This window comes from Streptomyces sp. NPDC017056, assembly GCF_044332485.1.
Taxonomy (GTDB): Bacteria; Actinomycetota; Actinomycetes; order Streptomycetales; family Streptomycetaceae; genus Streptomyces.
Genome location: NZ_JBIRPD010000014.1, coordinates 185,687 through 202,513 on the forward strand (window position 1 = coordinate 185,687; position 16,827 = coordinate 202,513).

A 16,827-nucleotide genomic window follows, 5' to 3' on the forward strand; every position below is an offset into this window, starting at 1 on the left:
GGATAGGCACGCTGGGCAGGGAGCAGGGGTCACCTGATGTCGTCGGCGAACTCGTCGCCGAGGTCGTCGACCTCGTCCTGGGTCAGGGAGAGAAGGGGGAAGTCGGAGGGGGTGCGTCCGCCTGCGGCGGGGTCTTCGGTGTGAGCGGCGAGGCCGGCCAGCATGCCCAGCCACAACTCGCCCAGTTGCCCTGCGTCCGCCTCCGACAGGAGCCGGTCGGGCCAGCTGAGGGAGAGTGTCACAACGGGCCCGTCCGGCGTGTCCCGGATCACCGCACCGGCTTCCAGGGCATGCAGGACCGGCATGTCGGGGCCGGCCGAGCCGGCCACGGCCGACGCACCAGCTGGCTGCCAGGCTTCTGCCGGGCCGGTGTGCGCGGTAGCGGTGAACCGGCCGAGGTAGTTGAAACCGATCTGGGAGGAGGGAAGCTGGGCGAGGACCGCTCCCGCACCGGGGTTGAGGTGGCGCAGCAGACCATAGCCGAACCCATCACCGGGAACCGCCTGCACCTGCTCCTTCACGGTTTTCAGGAGGGCGCCGGCCGCCATGCCTCCGAACCGGGCCCGGCGCAGGTCGATACCGGTCGTCTTCAAGCGGACCGGGTGGGTGGCGGTGAACCAGCCCACGGTGCGGGTCAGTTCCCTTCCCGCCGGCGACGGCTCGCGGCCGTGGCCCTCGATGTCCACCAGCAGCCCACGGCCGACTCCTGGTCGCCACTGCGCCACCGCACCGGCCAGCGTGGCCAGCAGCACTTCACGCACACCACAGTGGAAGGCGGCTGGTGTACGGCCCGCCAGAACGGCCGCCTGCGATACGGGAACCGTCCACGACCGCTCCCGCGCCGACGCCACCGTGTCCCGGCCCGGGTCCAGCGCTCGCCCGTGCAGCAACGGTTCGGCACCCTCCAGCAGCGCGCGCCACTGTTCCAGCTCGGCCAGGCGTTGCGGGCTGCGGGCCTGTGCGGCCAGCGCCCTCGCCCACTGCCGGAAAGATGTCGGTACCGGTTCGAGGACGGGCTCGCGCCCGGCCGCCACCGCCTCGCAAGCCGCCTGCAGATCCGGCAGCAGGACACGCCACGAAACCCCGTCCACCGCCAGGTGATGCACGACCAGCACCACCCGGCCGACACGGCCCGGACCGGCATCCACCCATACTGCCCGCACCATCACGCCACTCGCCGGGTCCAGCCGTTCCACCGCCTCCTTCGCAGCCGCCCCCGCGACACCATCCAGCTCAGCACTCGCGACATCAGCCGCGTCGATCCGGCTCACCAGCTCCGACGCATCCATCGAGCCCGGCTCGCCCACCACGAGGACCGGCTCCTGCGCCGCACTCCGGCGCGTACGAGCCCGCAACATGGCATGCGTGTCCAGCAGCGCGCCGACACCCGCCGCGAGCACATCGAGCCCCAGTGCCGCCGGGGCACCCACCACGGTCCACTGCGCGAACCGCGACTCCGTCACCTGCTCCCCGAGCACCCGCATGGCGGGCGTCCGGGGCACCTCGCCGACACCGGTGTCGCTCGCCCCGGCCGTCGCCGGTCCGCCCACCGCTTCGGCGACCAGCGCCAGCCGCTCGGGAGTCCGCTCCTTGAAGATCTGGAGGTGCGTGACCGCCCAGCCCACGCGCCGGGCCCGCGCCGCGAGTTGCAACGACATGATCGAGTCACCGCCCAGCGCGAAGAAGCTGTCGTGGAGGCCGACCCGGTCCAGGCCGAGCACCTCGGCGAAGAGGGCGCACAGGGCCGATTCCGCCGCTGTGCGGGGCGGGCGGGCCGACGTCCGCCCGGCGAAGTTCGGCGAGGGCAGTGCGGCCCGGTCCACCTTCCCGTTCACCGTCACCGGCAACGTCTCCAGAACCAGCACGGCGGCGGGGACCATGTACTCGGGCAGCACCGCCGCCACGTGCGCGCGTACGGATTCCGCGTCCACCGCCGCTCCGTCGGGCACGACATGGCCGACCAGGTGCCTGTCGCCGGCTCCGGTCCCGTACGCGGTCACCACGGCCTGTGCCACGCCCGGACACGCCGCCATCGCCGCCTCGACCTCACCCGGCTCCACCCGGAAGCCGCGGATCTTCACCTGCTCATCCGCCCGGCCGACGAACTCCAGCCGCCCGTCGTCGGTCCAGCGCACCACGTCGCCGGTCCGGTACATCCGCGCACCATCAGCGAAGGGGCAGGCCACGAACCGTTCCGCGCTCAGGTCTGCGCGGCCCAGGTAGCCGTGCGCCAGTCCGTTCCCCGCGATGTGGAGTTCACCGGCCACACCCGCAGGCACCGGCTGCAGGAACTGGTCCAGGACGTAGACGTGGCGGCCCGTCAGGGGGCGGCCGATCGGCAGCACCCCCGGTGAGGCGTCGCCGGGGCGCAGGCGGTGCCAGGTGGCGCAGAGCGTGGTCTCGGTCGGTCCGTACAGGTGGCGGACCGGAAGGTCCGGGCAAGCCTCCCGTACGCGGGCGACGACCGCGGCAGGCACCACATCGCCGCCGGTCAGTACCTCCCGGAGGCCGGTGAAACACTCCGGCGCCTCCTCCGCGACCACCCGGAGCAGTCCCGCCGTCACATGCAGCGCCGTCACACCGTCCGCGATGGCCGTACGAATCCGCTCGGCGTCCACGGTTCCCGGCCCGGCGACGACCACCCGGGCGCCCGCCGCCAGCGGCACCCACACCTCGAAGAGGGAGGCGTCGAAAGCGTGCGGCGCGTGCATCAAGACGGACTCGCCCGGACCGGCAGGCCATCCGTGCTCACCGACCAGGGCGGCCACGCTGCCGTGCGGCACCGCGACGCCCTTGGGCACGCCCGTCGAGCCCGAGGTGTACATGACGTATGCGAGGTCCTCCGCGCTCACGGTGACGGGTGCACCGTCAGCCGGGCAGGCGGCCACGGCGGCGGTCGCACGTGGGTCGTCGAGCACCAGCACGGGCGCCGCGATGTCCTCCGGCAGCGAGCCCCGGGTGCTCCGGGCGCACACCACCGCCGCGGGCGCGACATCGGTCAGCAGAAGCCGCACCCGCTCGGCCGGGTAACCGGTGTCCACGGGAACGTACGCGGCGCCCGCCTTCCAGACGGCCAGGAGCGTCACCAGCAGCTCCGCCGAGCGCTCCATCACCACCGCCACCCGGTCGCCCCTGACGACACCGAGAGAGACCAAGTGCCGGGCCAGCCGGTTCGACAGCACATCCAATCCGCCGTATGAGATCGTGCGCTTCCCGTCGGTCACCGCCACCGCGTCCGGCCTGCGGACCGTTTGCGCGGCGACCAGCTCCAGTACCGAGGGAGCGGTGGCGTCCGGTTTCGCGGCGGTCGTGGCCGTGGTGGTCCAGTCCCTCGTCAGCCGCTCGCGCTCGCCCGGCGCCAGTACGTCGATCCGCCCGACGGGCGTCGAGGGATCGGCTGTCATCTGCTCCAGCACGCGCGCCAGCCGGTCGAGGATCTGCTCGGCGGTGGTGGGATCGTAAAGACCCGGAAGGTAGTCCAGCTGCGTTTCCAGGCGTTCACCGGGGCCGACGATCAGCGCCAGGGGATAGTGACTCGCATCCCGCGCCTGGCCCACCGGACGGAAACGCAGCGCGTCGGCGCCGCCGGGCCGCTCCGGAAGACTCGGATAGTTCTCGTACACCACCAGCGTGTCGAACTCCGCCCCCGCACCGGCGGTCTGCCGGATATCCGCAAGCCCCACATGCTGATGCGCCATCAGGCCGATCCGGCGCTCCTGCAGCCCGGCCAGCATCTCCCGCACCGACTGCCCGGCCACCAGCGGTACCCGGACCGGAATCGTGTTGATGAACAGCCCGACCGCCGACTCCGCACCCGGCACTTCCGCGGGACGGCCCGCCACCGTACTGCCGAACACCACGTCGCCCCGCCGTGCCAGCCGCCCCAGCACCAGCGCCCAGGCACCCTGGATCACGGTGGCGGCCGTCACCGAACAGGTGCGGGCGAGGTCCGCCACGGCCTGGGTCAGATCCGTGCTGCACTTCCTGTGCACCGCCTCCGGCCGCACCGGTCGTCCGCCCGGAGCGGCGGGCATCACGCGTGTGGCCTCTTCGGTGCCGGCCAGCGCGGCCTGCCATGCGGCCCGGGAAACGTTCGGGTCCTGGTGGTTCAGCCAGGCGAGATAGTCACGGTAGGACGGTGCGGGGCGCAGGGCCCGCGCGTCGCCGCCGGCCGCGTAGAGCGTCTGAAGCTCGTCGAACAGCACGGGCAGTGACCAGCCGTCGAGGATGACGTGCTGTGTCGTCATCACGAGCCGGTGACGATCGTCAGCGAGGCGCACGAGCAGCAGCCGGAGCAAGGGCGCCGTGGTCAGATCGAACCCCTCCCCGAGTTCCCGCTCGCACAGGCAGGCCAGCTCGGCCGAGGCCTCGGCCTGCCCCAGGCCCGACAGGTCGGCCTCGCGCCAGGGCAGCTCCACGTCGCGTGAGATCACCTGTACCGTCGCGCCCGACGCGCACTGGTGGAAACTCGCCCGCAGGGTGGGGTGCCGGGTCAGCAGCGCCTCCCAGCAGGAACGCAGCCGGGCCGCGTCCAGTGGCCCGTCGAACGCCAGCGCCCGCTGGCCCGTGTACACGTCCGGGCCCTCGTCGGTGTACATGGCGTGGAACAGCAGGCCCTGCTGCAGAGGGGAGAGCGGCCAGATGTCCACCAGGTCCGGGACGGCGTTCTCCACCTCCTCGACCTGCTGCTGGTCCAACTCGACGAGGGGGAAGTCGGAGGGTGTGTGGCCGCCTGTGAGGGGGCCAGTGGCCAGGGTGGCCAGGGCCGTCGCCCAATGGCCGAGCAGGGCCCGCGCCGACGCCTCGTCCAGGACGTGTGCGGGCAGAGCCAGGGTCAGCGTCAGCTCCGGGCCACCGGGCAGGTCCCTGACGACCCCCAGGACTTCCAGGGGGTGCATGGCCGGGAGGTCGTCTGCGGCGTCCCCCTCGATCCCGACGGCGGGCACCGGCTGCCAGTCGCCCTCGCGGCGGGGCATACGGCCGAGGTAGTTGAACCCGATCTGGGCGGCGGGGAGTTCGGCTAGGAGCGGCGCCGTTTCGGGGTTGAGGTGACGCAGCAGTCCGTGGCCCAACCCGTCGCCGGGCACGGCCCGTACCTGTTCCTTGATCCTCTTGAGTACCCGGTCCGGTCGCAGCCCGTCGACGGCGTCCGCACCGGGGTCGAGCCGTACGGGATGAACGCCGGTGAACCAGCCGACCGTCCGGGACAGGTCCGTCTCGTCCTCTGTCGGCACCCGGCCGTGGCTCTCGACGTCCACCAGAAACCCACCCTGCGGGGCCCGGCCCTTCCACCGGGTGACCGCCATCGCCAGGCCCGCGAGCAGGACGTCGCCGATGCCGGCGTGGAAGGCGGCCGGGACGCCCGTGAGCAGGGCCGAAGTGACCGCGGCCGGGACGGTCACCGAAACCTCCCACACCGGGCCGCCCGCGCACGCCTGCTCAGGTGTGAGCAGCGGCTCGGTGCCGGAGAGGAGTTCTCGCCAACCGGACAGTTCCGCGAGGCGGTCCGGGTGGGTCGCCTGAGCGGTCAGCTCCCGTGCCCACTCCCGGTACGACACCGGTACAGGCTCCAGCGCGGCCTCGCTGCCCGCCGCCAGTTTCTCGTAGGCGTACGCCAGGTCAGGCAACAGGACCTGCCAGGAAACCGTGTCCACCACCAGGTGATGCGCGACCACGGCCAGCCGTCCCCGGTCCTGGGGCCCCGCGTCCAGCCACACCGCCTGGAGCATCACGCCGGCGGCGGGGTCCAGCCGGTCCACGGCCGCCCGTACCTGCTCACCCAACCCGGTCCTGGCCGCGTCCACCCGCCGTACCAGCCGCGCCGGGTCGAGCGTGCCGGGTCCCGGCACCACCAGTCGCGCATACGGCTCGGTCTCCAGCCGTGCCCGCAGCATCTCGTGCCGCTCCAGCACCGCCTGGACCGCCCGTGTCAGCACGGCGAGGTCCAGGCCGGGCGGCGTCACCACCACCCCGGGCTGCACGACGCGGCCGATCCGCTCCGGGCCGACCCGCTCCAGCGCCTCGCGCATCACCGGCGTCAGCGGCACCTCACCGGTGCCGGACACCACGGTCCGCGTGGCATCGGCCTCGGTGACGGTGGCGGCGGCCGCCAGTTCCGCGGGCGTCCGCCGCTCGAAGACCTGACGGCTCGTGATGATCACACCGGCGCGCCGGGCGCGGGACACCAGCAGCATGGAGAGGATCGAGTCGCCACCCAAGGCGAAGAAGTCGCTGTCAGCGCTCACCCGCTCCAGGCCCAGGACCTCGGCGAAGAGGTCGCACAGCCTCGTCTCCAGGGGCGTGCGCGGCGCACGGCCCGTCGTCGCGTGGCCGTCGGTCCCGGGGGCGGGCAGGGCGGCCCGGTCGAGCTTGCCGTTGACGGTCAGCGGCAGAGCGTCCAGCACGACCACCGCCGTCGGCACCAAGTGGCCGGGCAGCCGGGCAGCGGCGGCGGAACGGAGCGCGGCGGGATCGGCGGTGTCACGTTCGGCGGGGATCACGTAAGCGACGAGCCGCTGCTCGCCGGGCCGGTCCTCGCGGACGACGACCGCGGCCTGACGTACGTCCTCGTGCGCGGCGAGGACGGCTTCGACCTCGCCCGGCTCGACCCGGAAGCCGCGGATCTTGACCTGGTCGTCCGACCGCCCGACGAACTCCAGCTGCCCGTCGGCCGTCCACCGCGCCAGGTCGCCCGAGCGGTACATCCGCCCGCCGTCGGCGAAGGGGCAGGCCACGAACCGCTCGGCGGTCGGACCGGGGCGGCCGGTGTAGCCGCGGGTCAGCCCGGCCCCAGCCACGTACAGCTCCCCGGTCACGCCGGGCGGAACCGGCCGCAGGAAGCCGTCCAGGACGTAGACCTGGGTGTTCCCGAGGGGCCTGCCGATGGCGGGCGGGGCGTCCCGGGCCGTGATGCCTTCGGTCAGTGGCGTCGCCGTCGTGATCACGGTCGCCTCGGTCGGACCGTACGTGTTCCACACCCGCGCCCCGGCCCGCCACCGGGCCGCCAGCACGGCGCTCAGCCGCTCCGCCCCCAGCACCCAGTTCTCCACACCAGGCACGGCTTCCGGTTCCAACACGCCCACCAGCGACGGCACCACGCTCGCCACCCGCACGCCCGCCTCCCGGATCATCCGGGACAGCGCTTCGGGCTCGGCACGCTCCTCCTCCGAGGCGATGACCAGCGTGCCACCGGCGGACAGCGTAACCACCACGTCCAGCACGGAAGCATCAAAGCTGAACGACGCGAACTGCAACACCGGCGTACCCGGTTCCACGCCCAGCACCGGACGCATCACCTCGGCCAGATTCGCCACCCCGCCGTGCGCCACCGCCACGCCCTTCGGACGGCCGGTCGAACCCGAGGTATAGATCACATACGCCAACTGAAGCGAATGAAGAGCAACACCCAGCGCATCGGACGCTTCGGCTTCCACGGCCTCCGGAATCTCCTCCAACACCACCGACACACCACTGTCCGCCACCATGAACGCCCGCCGCTGCGCCGGATACTCCGGATCCAGCGGAACGTACGCCCCACCCGCCTTCCACACCCCCAGCATCCCGACGACCATGTCCACACCCCGCGCCAGACACAGCCCCACCCGCGACTCACACCCCACCCCCCGACCCACCAAGTACCGCGCCAGACGGTTCGAACGCGCCGCCAACTCCCCGTACGACAGCTCATCCGCACCGCACCGCACCGCAACCACCCCCGGATCCGCCGCGACCCGAGCGGCAACAAGATCCACGACACTCCCCGCCGACACCGACCGCACCGTGTCGTTCCACGCCTCGACCACCCGCATACGCTCGTCCCCGCCCACCAACTGGACATCGCGAACACAAACCTGCGAATCCGCCGCCAACTGCCCCAACACCCGCACCAGGCGGGCGGCAACGGTCCGTACGGCCTCCTCGCCGAACAGGTCCGGCCGGTAGTCCAGCCGGAGCCGCAGACCTTGGCCCTCGACGGCGTCCACACCCAGGGTCAGCGCGAAGTTGGTCGACTCCCGCGCCCCCACCTTCGTGAGCGTCAGCCCTTCCACGGGGGGCTGGGCCGACGGGTCGCCCGGGTAGTTCCCGAACACCATCAAGGTGTCGAAGGTCGCGCCGGGCCCGGCCAGCCGCTGGATCGCGGTCAGGCTCAGGTGGTCGTGGTCCAGCAGCACCGACCGCTGTGCGTGCAGCTTCGTGAGCAGTCCGGCGACCGTCTGCCGCGCGTCGAGGCCCACCCGCACCGGGACAGTGTTGATGAACATCCCCAGCATGTTCTCCACGCCCACGAGCTCGGCGGGCCGCCCGGCCACGGTGATGCCGAACACCACGTCCAAACGCCCTGCCAGCTGTCCGACAATGATCCCCCAGGCAGCCTGCAGCACCGTGTTGAGCGTGACGCCGAGCCCACGGGCCGTCTCCCGCAGCGCGGCCGCCAGCCGTTCGCCCGCCGTGAAGGTGTGGATCCGCCCCGGAACCGACGAGACCGTCGAGGCGAGCGGGGCGACAAGGGTGGGTTCGTCCGCTCCGGCCAGGGCGTGCCGCCACGCCTCCCGGGCGGCGTACTGGTCCTGGCGGGCCAGCCAGGCCAGGTAGTCGCGGTACGGGGCAACGGCGGGCAGCCCGTCCGCGCTGCCGCCCGCCGCGTAGCAGGCCCACAGCTCACCCAGCAGGATCGGCAGCGACCAGCCGTCTAGGAGGAGGTGGTGCAGCGTGATCACCATGCGGTGGCGGTCCGCGCCCATCGTGACCAGCAACACTTTCAGCAGCGGCGGCACCGCGACGTCGAAGCCCCTGGCCCGCTCCTCACCGGCCAGCCGCTCCGACTCAGCCTCGGCGGTTTCCGCGTCCGGCCCGGACAGGTCCGCCTCGCGCCAGGGCAGCACCACGTCCTGTACGACCACCTGTACGGGCCGCTCCAGCCCGGCCAGTTGCCGGAAACCGACCCGCAGGCCGGCGTGCCGGTCCACAAGGGCCTGCCAGGACGCCCGCAGAACCCCCGCGTCCAACGCGCCGTCGAGGTCGAGGATCATCTGCTCGACGTAGACGTCCTCAGACACCTCGTCGAACTCGTCGAAGAGGGCGTGGAAGAGCAGACCCTCCTGCAACGGCGAAACCGGCAGCACCTCCACCAGCCCGGGCACGTCCGACTTCAACTCGCTCGCCTGACGAGGGCTCAGTTCGACAAGGGAGAAGCCGGTGGGGGTGTCCGTCTCGGCGGGAGTGGTGGCCACGGCCGCCAGTTCAGCGGGCGTCCGCCGCTCGAAGACCTGACGGCTCGTCACTGCCAGGCCTGCGCGCCGGGCGTTCGACACCAGCAGCATGGAGAGGACCGAGTCGCCGCCGAGCGCGAAGAAGCTGTCGTCGACGCCGACCCGCTCCAGGCCCAGCACCTCGGCGAAGAGGTCGCACAGCACGGTCTCGGTGCGCGTGCGCGGAACACGGTCGCTCCTGGCCTCACGGCCGGGAGCGGGCAGGGCGGCCTTGTCCAGCTTCCCGTTCATCGTCAGCGGCAGCGCGTCCAGGACCGTCACGACGGCCGGGACCATGTGCTCCGGCAGGGACCTGGCCGCGTACGTACGCAGTTCTCGGGGATCGATGTCCTGCGCCCGCGGGACGACGTAACCCACCAGCCGCTGCTCGCCGGGCCGGTCCTCGCGTACGACAACGGCGGCCTGACGTACGCCCTCGTGCGCGGCGAGGACGGCTTCGACCTCGCCCGGCTCGACCCGGAAGCCGCGGATCTTGACCTGGTCGTCCGACCGCCCGACGAACTCCAACTGCCCGCCGGCCGTCCACCGCGCCAGGTCGCCCGAGCGGTACATCCGCCCGCCGTCGGCGAAGGGGCAGGCCACAAAGCGCTCCGCCGTCTGATCCGGGCGGCCGGTGTAGCCACGGGCCACCCCCGGCCCCGCGACGTACAATTCACCGGTCACGCCGGGCGGAACCGGCCGCAGGAAGCCGTCCAGCACGAAGTTCCGCATGTTACCGATCGGGCGGCCGATCGCCGGCGGTGCGTCCTGCGGCGAAATGCCCTCGTCCAGGAGCGCGGTCGTGGTGATCACCGTGGCCTCGGTCGGACCGTACGCGTGCCACACCCGCGCCCCGGCCCGCCAGCGCGCCGCCAGCACGGCGCTCAGCCGCTCCGCACCCAGCACCCAGTTCTCCACACCAGGCACGGCTTCCGGCTCCAACACGCCCACCAGCGACGGCACCACGCTCGCCACCCGCACGCCCGCCTCCCGGATCATCCGGGACAGCGCTTCGGGCTCGGCACGCTCCTCCTCCGAGGCGATGACCAGCGTGCCACCGGCGGACAGCGTAACCACCACGTCCAGCACGGAAGCATCAAAGCTGAACGACGCGAACTGCAACACCGGCGTACCCGGTTCCACACCCAGCACCGGACGCATCACCTCGGCCAGATTCGCCACCCCACCGTGCGCCACCGCCACCCCCTTCGGACGGCCGGTCGAACCCGAGGTATAGATCACATACGCCAACTGGAGCGCATGAAGAGCAACACCCAGCGCATCGGACGCTTCGGCTTCCACGGCCTCCGGAATCTCCTCCAACACCACCGACACACCACTGTCCGCCACCATGAACGCCCGCCGCTCCGCCGGATACTCCGGATCCAACGGAACGTACGCCCCACCCGCCTTCCACACCCCCAGCATCCCGACGACCATGTCCACACCCCGCGCCAGACACAACCCCACCCGCGACTCCCGGCCCACCCCCCGACCCACCAAGTACCGCGCCAGACGGTTCGAACGCACCGCCAACTCCCCGTACGACAGCTCATCCGCACCGCACCGCACCGCAACCACCCCCGGAGCCGCCGCAACCCGGGCGGCAACCAGATCGACGACGCTCCCCGCCGACACCGACCGCACCGTGTCGTTCCACGCCTCGACCACCCGCATACGCTCGTCCCCGCCCACCAACTGGACATCGCGAACACAAACCTGCGAATCCGCCGCCAACTGCCCCAACACCCGCACCAGTTGGCACCCCAGCCGTTCAGCTCGTGGCCGGTCGAGGACGTCGGTGCGGTACTCCAGGCGCAATTCCAGGTCGTCGGCCGGAATGATGCTGAGAGCGAGCGCGAAGTGGGTGGACCCGCGTAGCGCGGTGCCGGTCAGGGCCAGGTCTTCCACGGGCGGGGGCGCGGCGAGGTCGCCGGGGTAGTTCTCGAACGCCATGAGGGTGTCGAAAGTGGCGCCGGGACCCGCCACCCGCTGGATGGCGCTCAGACCCAGGTGCTGGTGGTCGAGCACGGCGGCCTGCTGGGTCTGGAGCCCGGTCAGCAGCTCGGCGATCGTCCGGTTCGCGTCGAGAGCGACGCGAACCGGGACGGTGTTGATGAACAGGCCCAGCATGTCCGCCATACCCGGCAGCTCGGCGGGCCGTCCGGCCACCGCCACGCCGAACACCACGTCCCGGTGTCCCGCCAACTGCCCGACCACCACCGCCCAGGCGGCCTCCACCACGGTGTTCAGGGTCACACCGAGCCGTTGGGCCGTACCCCGCAGGGCCGCCGCCATGTCGGTTCCCGTACGTGCCACGGTCCGCTCGACCGTGATGGAGGTATGGGTGGGCAGGGAGGGGGCGACGAGGGTGGGCTCCTCCACTCCGGCCAGGGCATGCCGCCACGCCTCCCGGGCAGCCTGCTCGTCCTGGCGGGCCAGCCAGGCCAGGTGCTCGCGGTGGGGCACAACGGCGGGCATCGCGCTCGTACTGCCGCCCGCCGCGTAGCAGGCCCACAGCTCCCGCAGCAGCAACGGGAGCGACCAGCCGTCCAGGAGGAGGTGGTGCAGCGTGATCACCATGCGGTGACGGTCCGGACCCAAGCGGGACAACAGGACCCTCAACAGGGGAGGCCGGGCGAGGTCGAACCGGCGGGAGCGTTCCGCGTCCTCGATGCGCCGGGACCGCGCCGGGGCCAGGTCGGGATCCAGGCCCGACAGGTCCACTTCCCTCCATGGCAGTGCCACGTCCCCCGCGACCACCTGCACCGGCTGTTCCCTCCCGGGCAGCTGCCGGAAGCCTGCCCGCAGGGCCGTGTGCCGCTCCAGCAGCGCCTGCCACGATGCCCTCAAGACGCCCGCGTCCAGCGCCCCGTCGAGGTCGAGGACCAACTGCTCGACATAGACATTCGTGCCCTGCTCGTCGAAGAGCGCGTGGAAGAGCAGACCCTCCTGCAACGGGGAGACCGGCAGCACCTCCACCAGCCCGGGTACGCCCGCTTCCAGTTCCTCGACCTGTTCCTGCTCCAGCCCGACAAGGGGGAAGTCGGAGGGCGTGTGGCCGCCTTCGACGGATGGCCTGGCCAGGCCGGTGAGCATCGCCGCCCAGCCGCCGAGCAGGGCCCGGGCCGACGCCTCGCCCAGAGCGTGCTCCGGACGGGCCAGGGTCAGCGTGAGCTCCGGGCCGGCGGGCAGGTCCCGCACCAGGCCGACGGCTTCCAGAGCGTGCAGGACGGGCGCGTCGGCCACGATGCTCGCGCCCGGGCCGCCCCCGGCGAGCTGCCACGGCCCGTTGCGGCCGCTGAAGCGGCCGAGGTAGCTGAAGCCGACCTGCGCGGACGGGGCTTCGCCCAGCTCCGGCGCGGTGTTGGGGTTGAGATGGCGCAGCAGACCGTACCCCAGGCCGTCGCCGGGGACCGCGCGCCGCTGCTCCTTGATCCTCTTGAGCACCCGTCCTGCCGCCGGGCCGCCCGCCCGCACCTCCTGGGCGTCGAATGCTCCGGGGTCGAGCCGTACGGGGTGGCTGCCGGCGAGCCGGCCGACCGTACGGGACAGGTCCAACCGTCCGGACCCGAGTGGTTCGCGGCCGTGGCTCTCCACATCCACCAGGAAGCCGCCGTGTGGGCCCTGCCCCCGCCACTCGGCGACCGCCGCCGCCAGCCCGGCCAGCAGGACGTCGTCGACCTCGGCGTGGAAGGCGGCGGGCACCTCGGTCAACAGGGCCGAGGTGACCTCGGCGGGGAGGGTCACCGACACCTCCCGTACGGTGCCGCCCGCACTCGCCGGGCCGGTGATGTCGAGCAACGGCTCGGCTCCGCCGAGCAGTTCGCGCCAATGCGGCAGTTCCGCCACCTGCTCCTCGGCGCTCGCCCGGGCGGACAGTTCCCGCGCCCACTGCCGGTACGGGACCGGTACGGGTTCCGGCGCCGCCGCGCGGCCCGCCGCCAGTTCCTCGTAGGCGGCCCGCACATCCGCCAGCAGAACGCGCCAGGAAACCGTGTCGAGGACGAGGTGATTCGCGACGAGGAGCAGCTGTCCCTGAGCCTCCGGCCCGGCGTCCAGCCACACCGCCTGAAGCATCACCCCTGAGGCTGGGTCCAGCCGCCCGGCCGCCGCGCGGGTCTGCTCTGCCACTCCGGTCCGCGCCGCGTCCACCCTCCGTACCAGCCGGGCCGCGTCGAACGGGCCCGGTTCGGGCACCACCAGGCGCGCGGAGGGGCCGGTCTCCAGACGTGCCCGCAGCAGCTCGTGCCGTTCCACCACCGCCCCGATCGCCCGCGTCAGGGCGGTGCGGTCCAGGCCGGGCGGAACCGTCACCAGCGCCGACCGGTACGTCTCGGGCAGGCCACCCGGGCCCAGGCGTTCGAGCAGTTCGTGCATGGCCGGGGTCAGCGGCACCTCGCCCGTGGGGGCGGCCGCCGTCCCGGGCGCCGCGTACTCCGTCATCGGGACGGCCACGGCCGCCAGCTCCGCCGGGGTCCGTCGCTCGAAGATCTCCCGGGTGCTCAGGGCCAGCCCGGCGCGGCGGGCGCCGGAGACCAGCATCATCGACAGGATCGAGTCGCCGCCCAGCGCGAAGAACCCGTCGTCGGCACCCACCCGTTCCAGGCCCAGCACCTCGGCGAACAGCTCGCACAGCAGCGCCTCGACGGGGGTGTGCGGAGCGCGGCCGCCGGGGTGGCCGTCCGGGGCCGGGGCGGGCAGGGCGGCCTTGTCCAGCTTGCCGTTGACCGTGAGCGGCAAGGCCTCCAGCGTCACCAGCGCGGCCGGCACCATATGGCCGGGAACCGCGCGGGTGACGTGTGCACGGAGCTGCTGGAGGTCGATGTCCGGTGTCCGCGGAACGACGTAACCCACCAGGCTTTTCCCGCCCGGCCGGTCCTCGCGTACGACAACGGCGGCCTGACGTACGTCCTCGTGCGCGGCGAGGACGGCTTCGACCTCGCCCGGCTCGACCCGGAAGCCGCGGATCTTGACCTGGTCGTCCGACCGCCCGACGAACTCCAGCTGCCCGTCGGCCGTCCACCGCGCCAGGTCGCCCGAGCGGTACATCCGCCCGCCCTCGGTGAAGGGGCTCGCCACGAACCGCTCGGCGGTCAGACCCGTACGTCCCGCGTAGCCGCGCGCCAGGCCGGCCCCGGCCACGTACAGTTCGCCGACCGCTCCGACGGGGGTGGGCTGGAGGCAGGTGTCCAGAACGAAGACCTGGGCGCCCGCGACGGGACGGCCGATGGGCGGCGGCGCGTCCTGCGGGGAGACGTCCGCGGGCAGCGGCATCGCCGTGGTGATGACGGTGGCCTCGGTCGGGCCGTAGGTGTTCCAGAGCCGTGCCCCGGCGCGCCAGCGCGCCGCCAGGTCCGCACTCAGCCGCTCCGCGCCCAGCACCCAGTTCCCCACGCCGGGGACGGAGTCGGGCTCCAGCGCGCGCAGCAGCGACGGCACCACGCTGGCCACGCTCACACCCGCAGTGCGGATCATCTGCTCCAGCCCGGCGGGCTCCGCACGTTCCTCGCGCGAGGCGATGGCCAGCGTGCCACCGGCCGCCAGTGTCACCGCCACGTCCAGCACCGCCGCGTCGAAGGAGAAGGACGCGAACTGCAAGGCCACCACGCCCGGTTCCACGCCCAGAACCAGGCGCATCGCCTCCGCCAGATTCGCCACTCCGCCATGAGCGACCGCGACGCCCTTCGGTCGCCCCGTGGAACCGGATGTGTAGATCACATACGCCAACCCCGCCGGATCGACGGTGGTTCCCAGCTCATCGGGGGCTTCGGCCTCCGCGGTTGCCGGGAACTCGTCCAGCACCACCGACGCGCCGCTGTCCGCCACCATGAACGCCAGCCGCTCCGCCGGATACTCCGGGTCCAGCGGAACGTACGCGCCCCCCGCCTTCCACACCCCCAGAATGCCGACGATCATGTCCACACCCCGCGCCAGACGCAGCCCCACCCGCGACTCCCGGCCCACCCCCTGGCGCACCAAGTACCGCGCCAGACGGTTCGAGCGCGCCGCCAGCTCCCCGTACGACAGCTCATCGGCGCCGCACCGCACCGCGACCGCCACCGGCATCCGCGCCGCCCACGCCCCGAACCGCTCCAGCACCGTGCCCGCCGATGCCGGACGTCCCGTGTCGTTCCACTCCCCCACCACCTGCGTGCGTTCCGCCGTGTCCAGTGCGTCGATCCGGCCCACCGGCCGGGTGGGGTGGGCCACCGCCCGTTCCAGGAAGCGGAGGAACGCGCGGTGGACGGACTTGACCCAGGCGGCGTCGAAGAGACGGGGATCAGCCTCGAAGGTGATGTGGATCTCCCGCCCTTCGATCTCCGGCGATAGCCCTTCGCCCTTCGGGGACATGTGCACCAGCACGCCGAACTCCTCGACCGGCCTGCCGGACTCCTCTCGGACGACGCCCCGGTGCTCGCCGAACCACAGCTCCGTACTGTCCTCCGCGACATGTACGTACGGTCCGAAGCCCCGGCGGTCCCCTTCAGGCCATCCCAGTTCCCGGCGCAGCCATTCGCCCCGGAAGCGACCGTGTTCGAGCAGTGCGGCATACTCCCGTTCCGGCGCTTCCGTCAGCTCGGCCAGGCTGCATTCCGGCCTGGCCGGGAGCCGTAGGGGCAGGGAACAATTCGCCAGGGCGTACGGCGGACGCGGCGGCTGCAGTGCCACGTCGCCCCCGTGTCCCGTCAGGGGCACGCTCAAAACCACCTCATGTGCCCCGGTCATCCGGCCCAGGAAGGCCCCGATTGCCGTGATCACCAGCCGCTGCCACCCCACCCCCGCGCGGGTGGCCGCCGCGCGCAGGCCGGCCACCGTGGACTGCGGCAATCGGCCGGTCGCCCGCACCGGCGTCGGCCCTTCCCGGTCCGCCTTTCCGGAACCGCCCGGCCGGTGAGCCGGTATTCCGGCCGCTTCCGGCCGGTCCGCGAACCTCGCCAGCCAATACTCCCGATCGCGGTCGTACTGGCGCGAATTCCGGTACGCCGACTCCTGCTCCGCCGCCTCGCGCAGCGATACGCCCTCCGGCGCGCCGTACGGCTCGTTCCGCGACAGCGCCGTATACACCGCTGCCACGCGCCGCCCAAGCAGTGCGCACGCAAAACCGTCCAGGAGCGAGGGGTGGTAGCAGTGGAACCACAGGTATCGATCGGCCGCCAGGCGGAACAGGGTGTGCGACAACAGCCGCTCCCCGAGTGAATTCCGCACCCGCCGCTCCTCGGCCCGTACCGCCTCCTCGACGACGCTCCGGGAATCGCTTTCCGTACGGAGATCGGCGTACGCCAGCTGCCAGTCCGGCGGCCCGGCGCGGACCGGGGTGGGCTCCTGGGGACCCTCCGTGAATCGCACGTGCAGGGTCTCCGTCTCGGTGACGACCTGCCGTAACGCGCGCTCGAAGAGGCCGACGTCCAACGCACCTGATATTTCGACGGTTTGTCCGACGCTGCCGAGAGGATCGGAACCGCTTTCTTCGCTCCGCGTCTGCCGCCTGCCCTGGCTTTCGGGCAGAGGCGCAGCATCACCAGTTCGGCCGTTCATGATTCCCCTCTCCCGGAGCGGCCCGATTCGCGCGTCTCCG

General features: G+C 72.4%; 1 protein-coding gene. It reads right to left on the bottom strand.

All coding sequences use genetic code 11. The features are described from left to right. Positions 1 to 29: 29 nt before the first annotated feature. The gene (locus ACH4OW_RS25685) at positions 30 to 16,787 is read right to left on the bottom strand and encodes an amino acid adenylation domain-containing protein (protein WP_398030201.1); all 16,758 of its coding nucleotides are present in this window, start codon (positions 16,785 to 16,787) and stop codon (positions 30 to 32) included. Positions 16,788 to 16,827: the final 40 nt, after the last annotated feature.

What these genes read in the sequence shown, in the direction of transcription:
- ACH4OW_RS25685 (WP_398030201.1), bottom strand. Translation starts at nt 16,787, where the DNA reads ATGAACGGCCGAACTGGTGATGCTGCGCCTCTGCCCGAAAGCCAGGGC.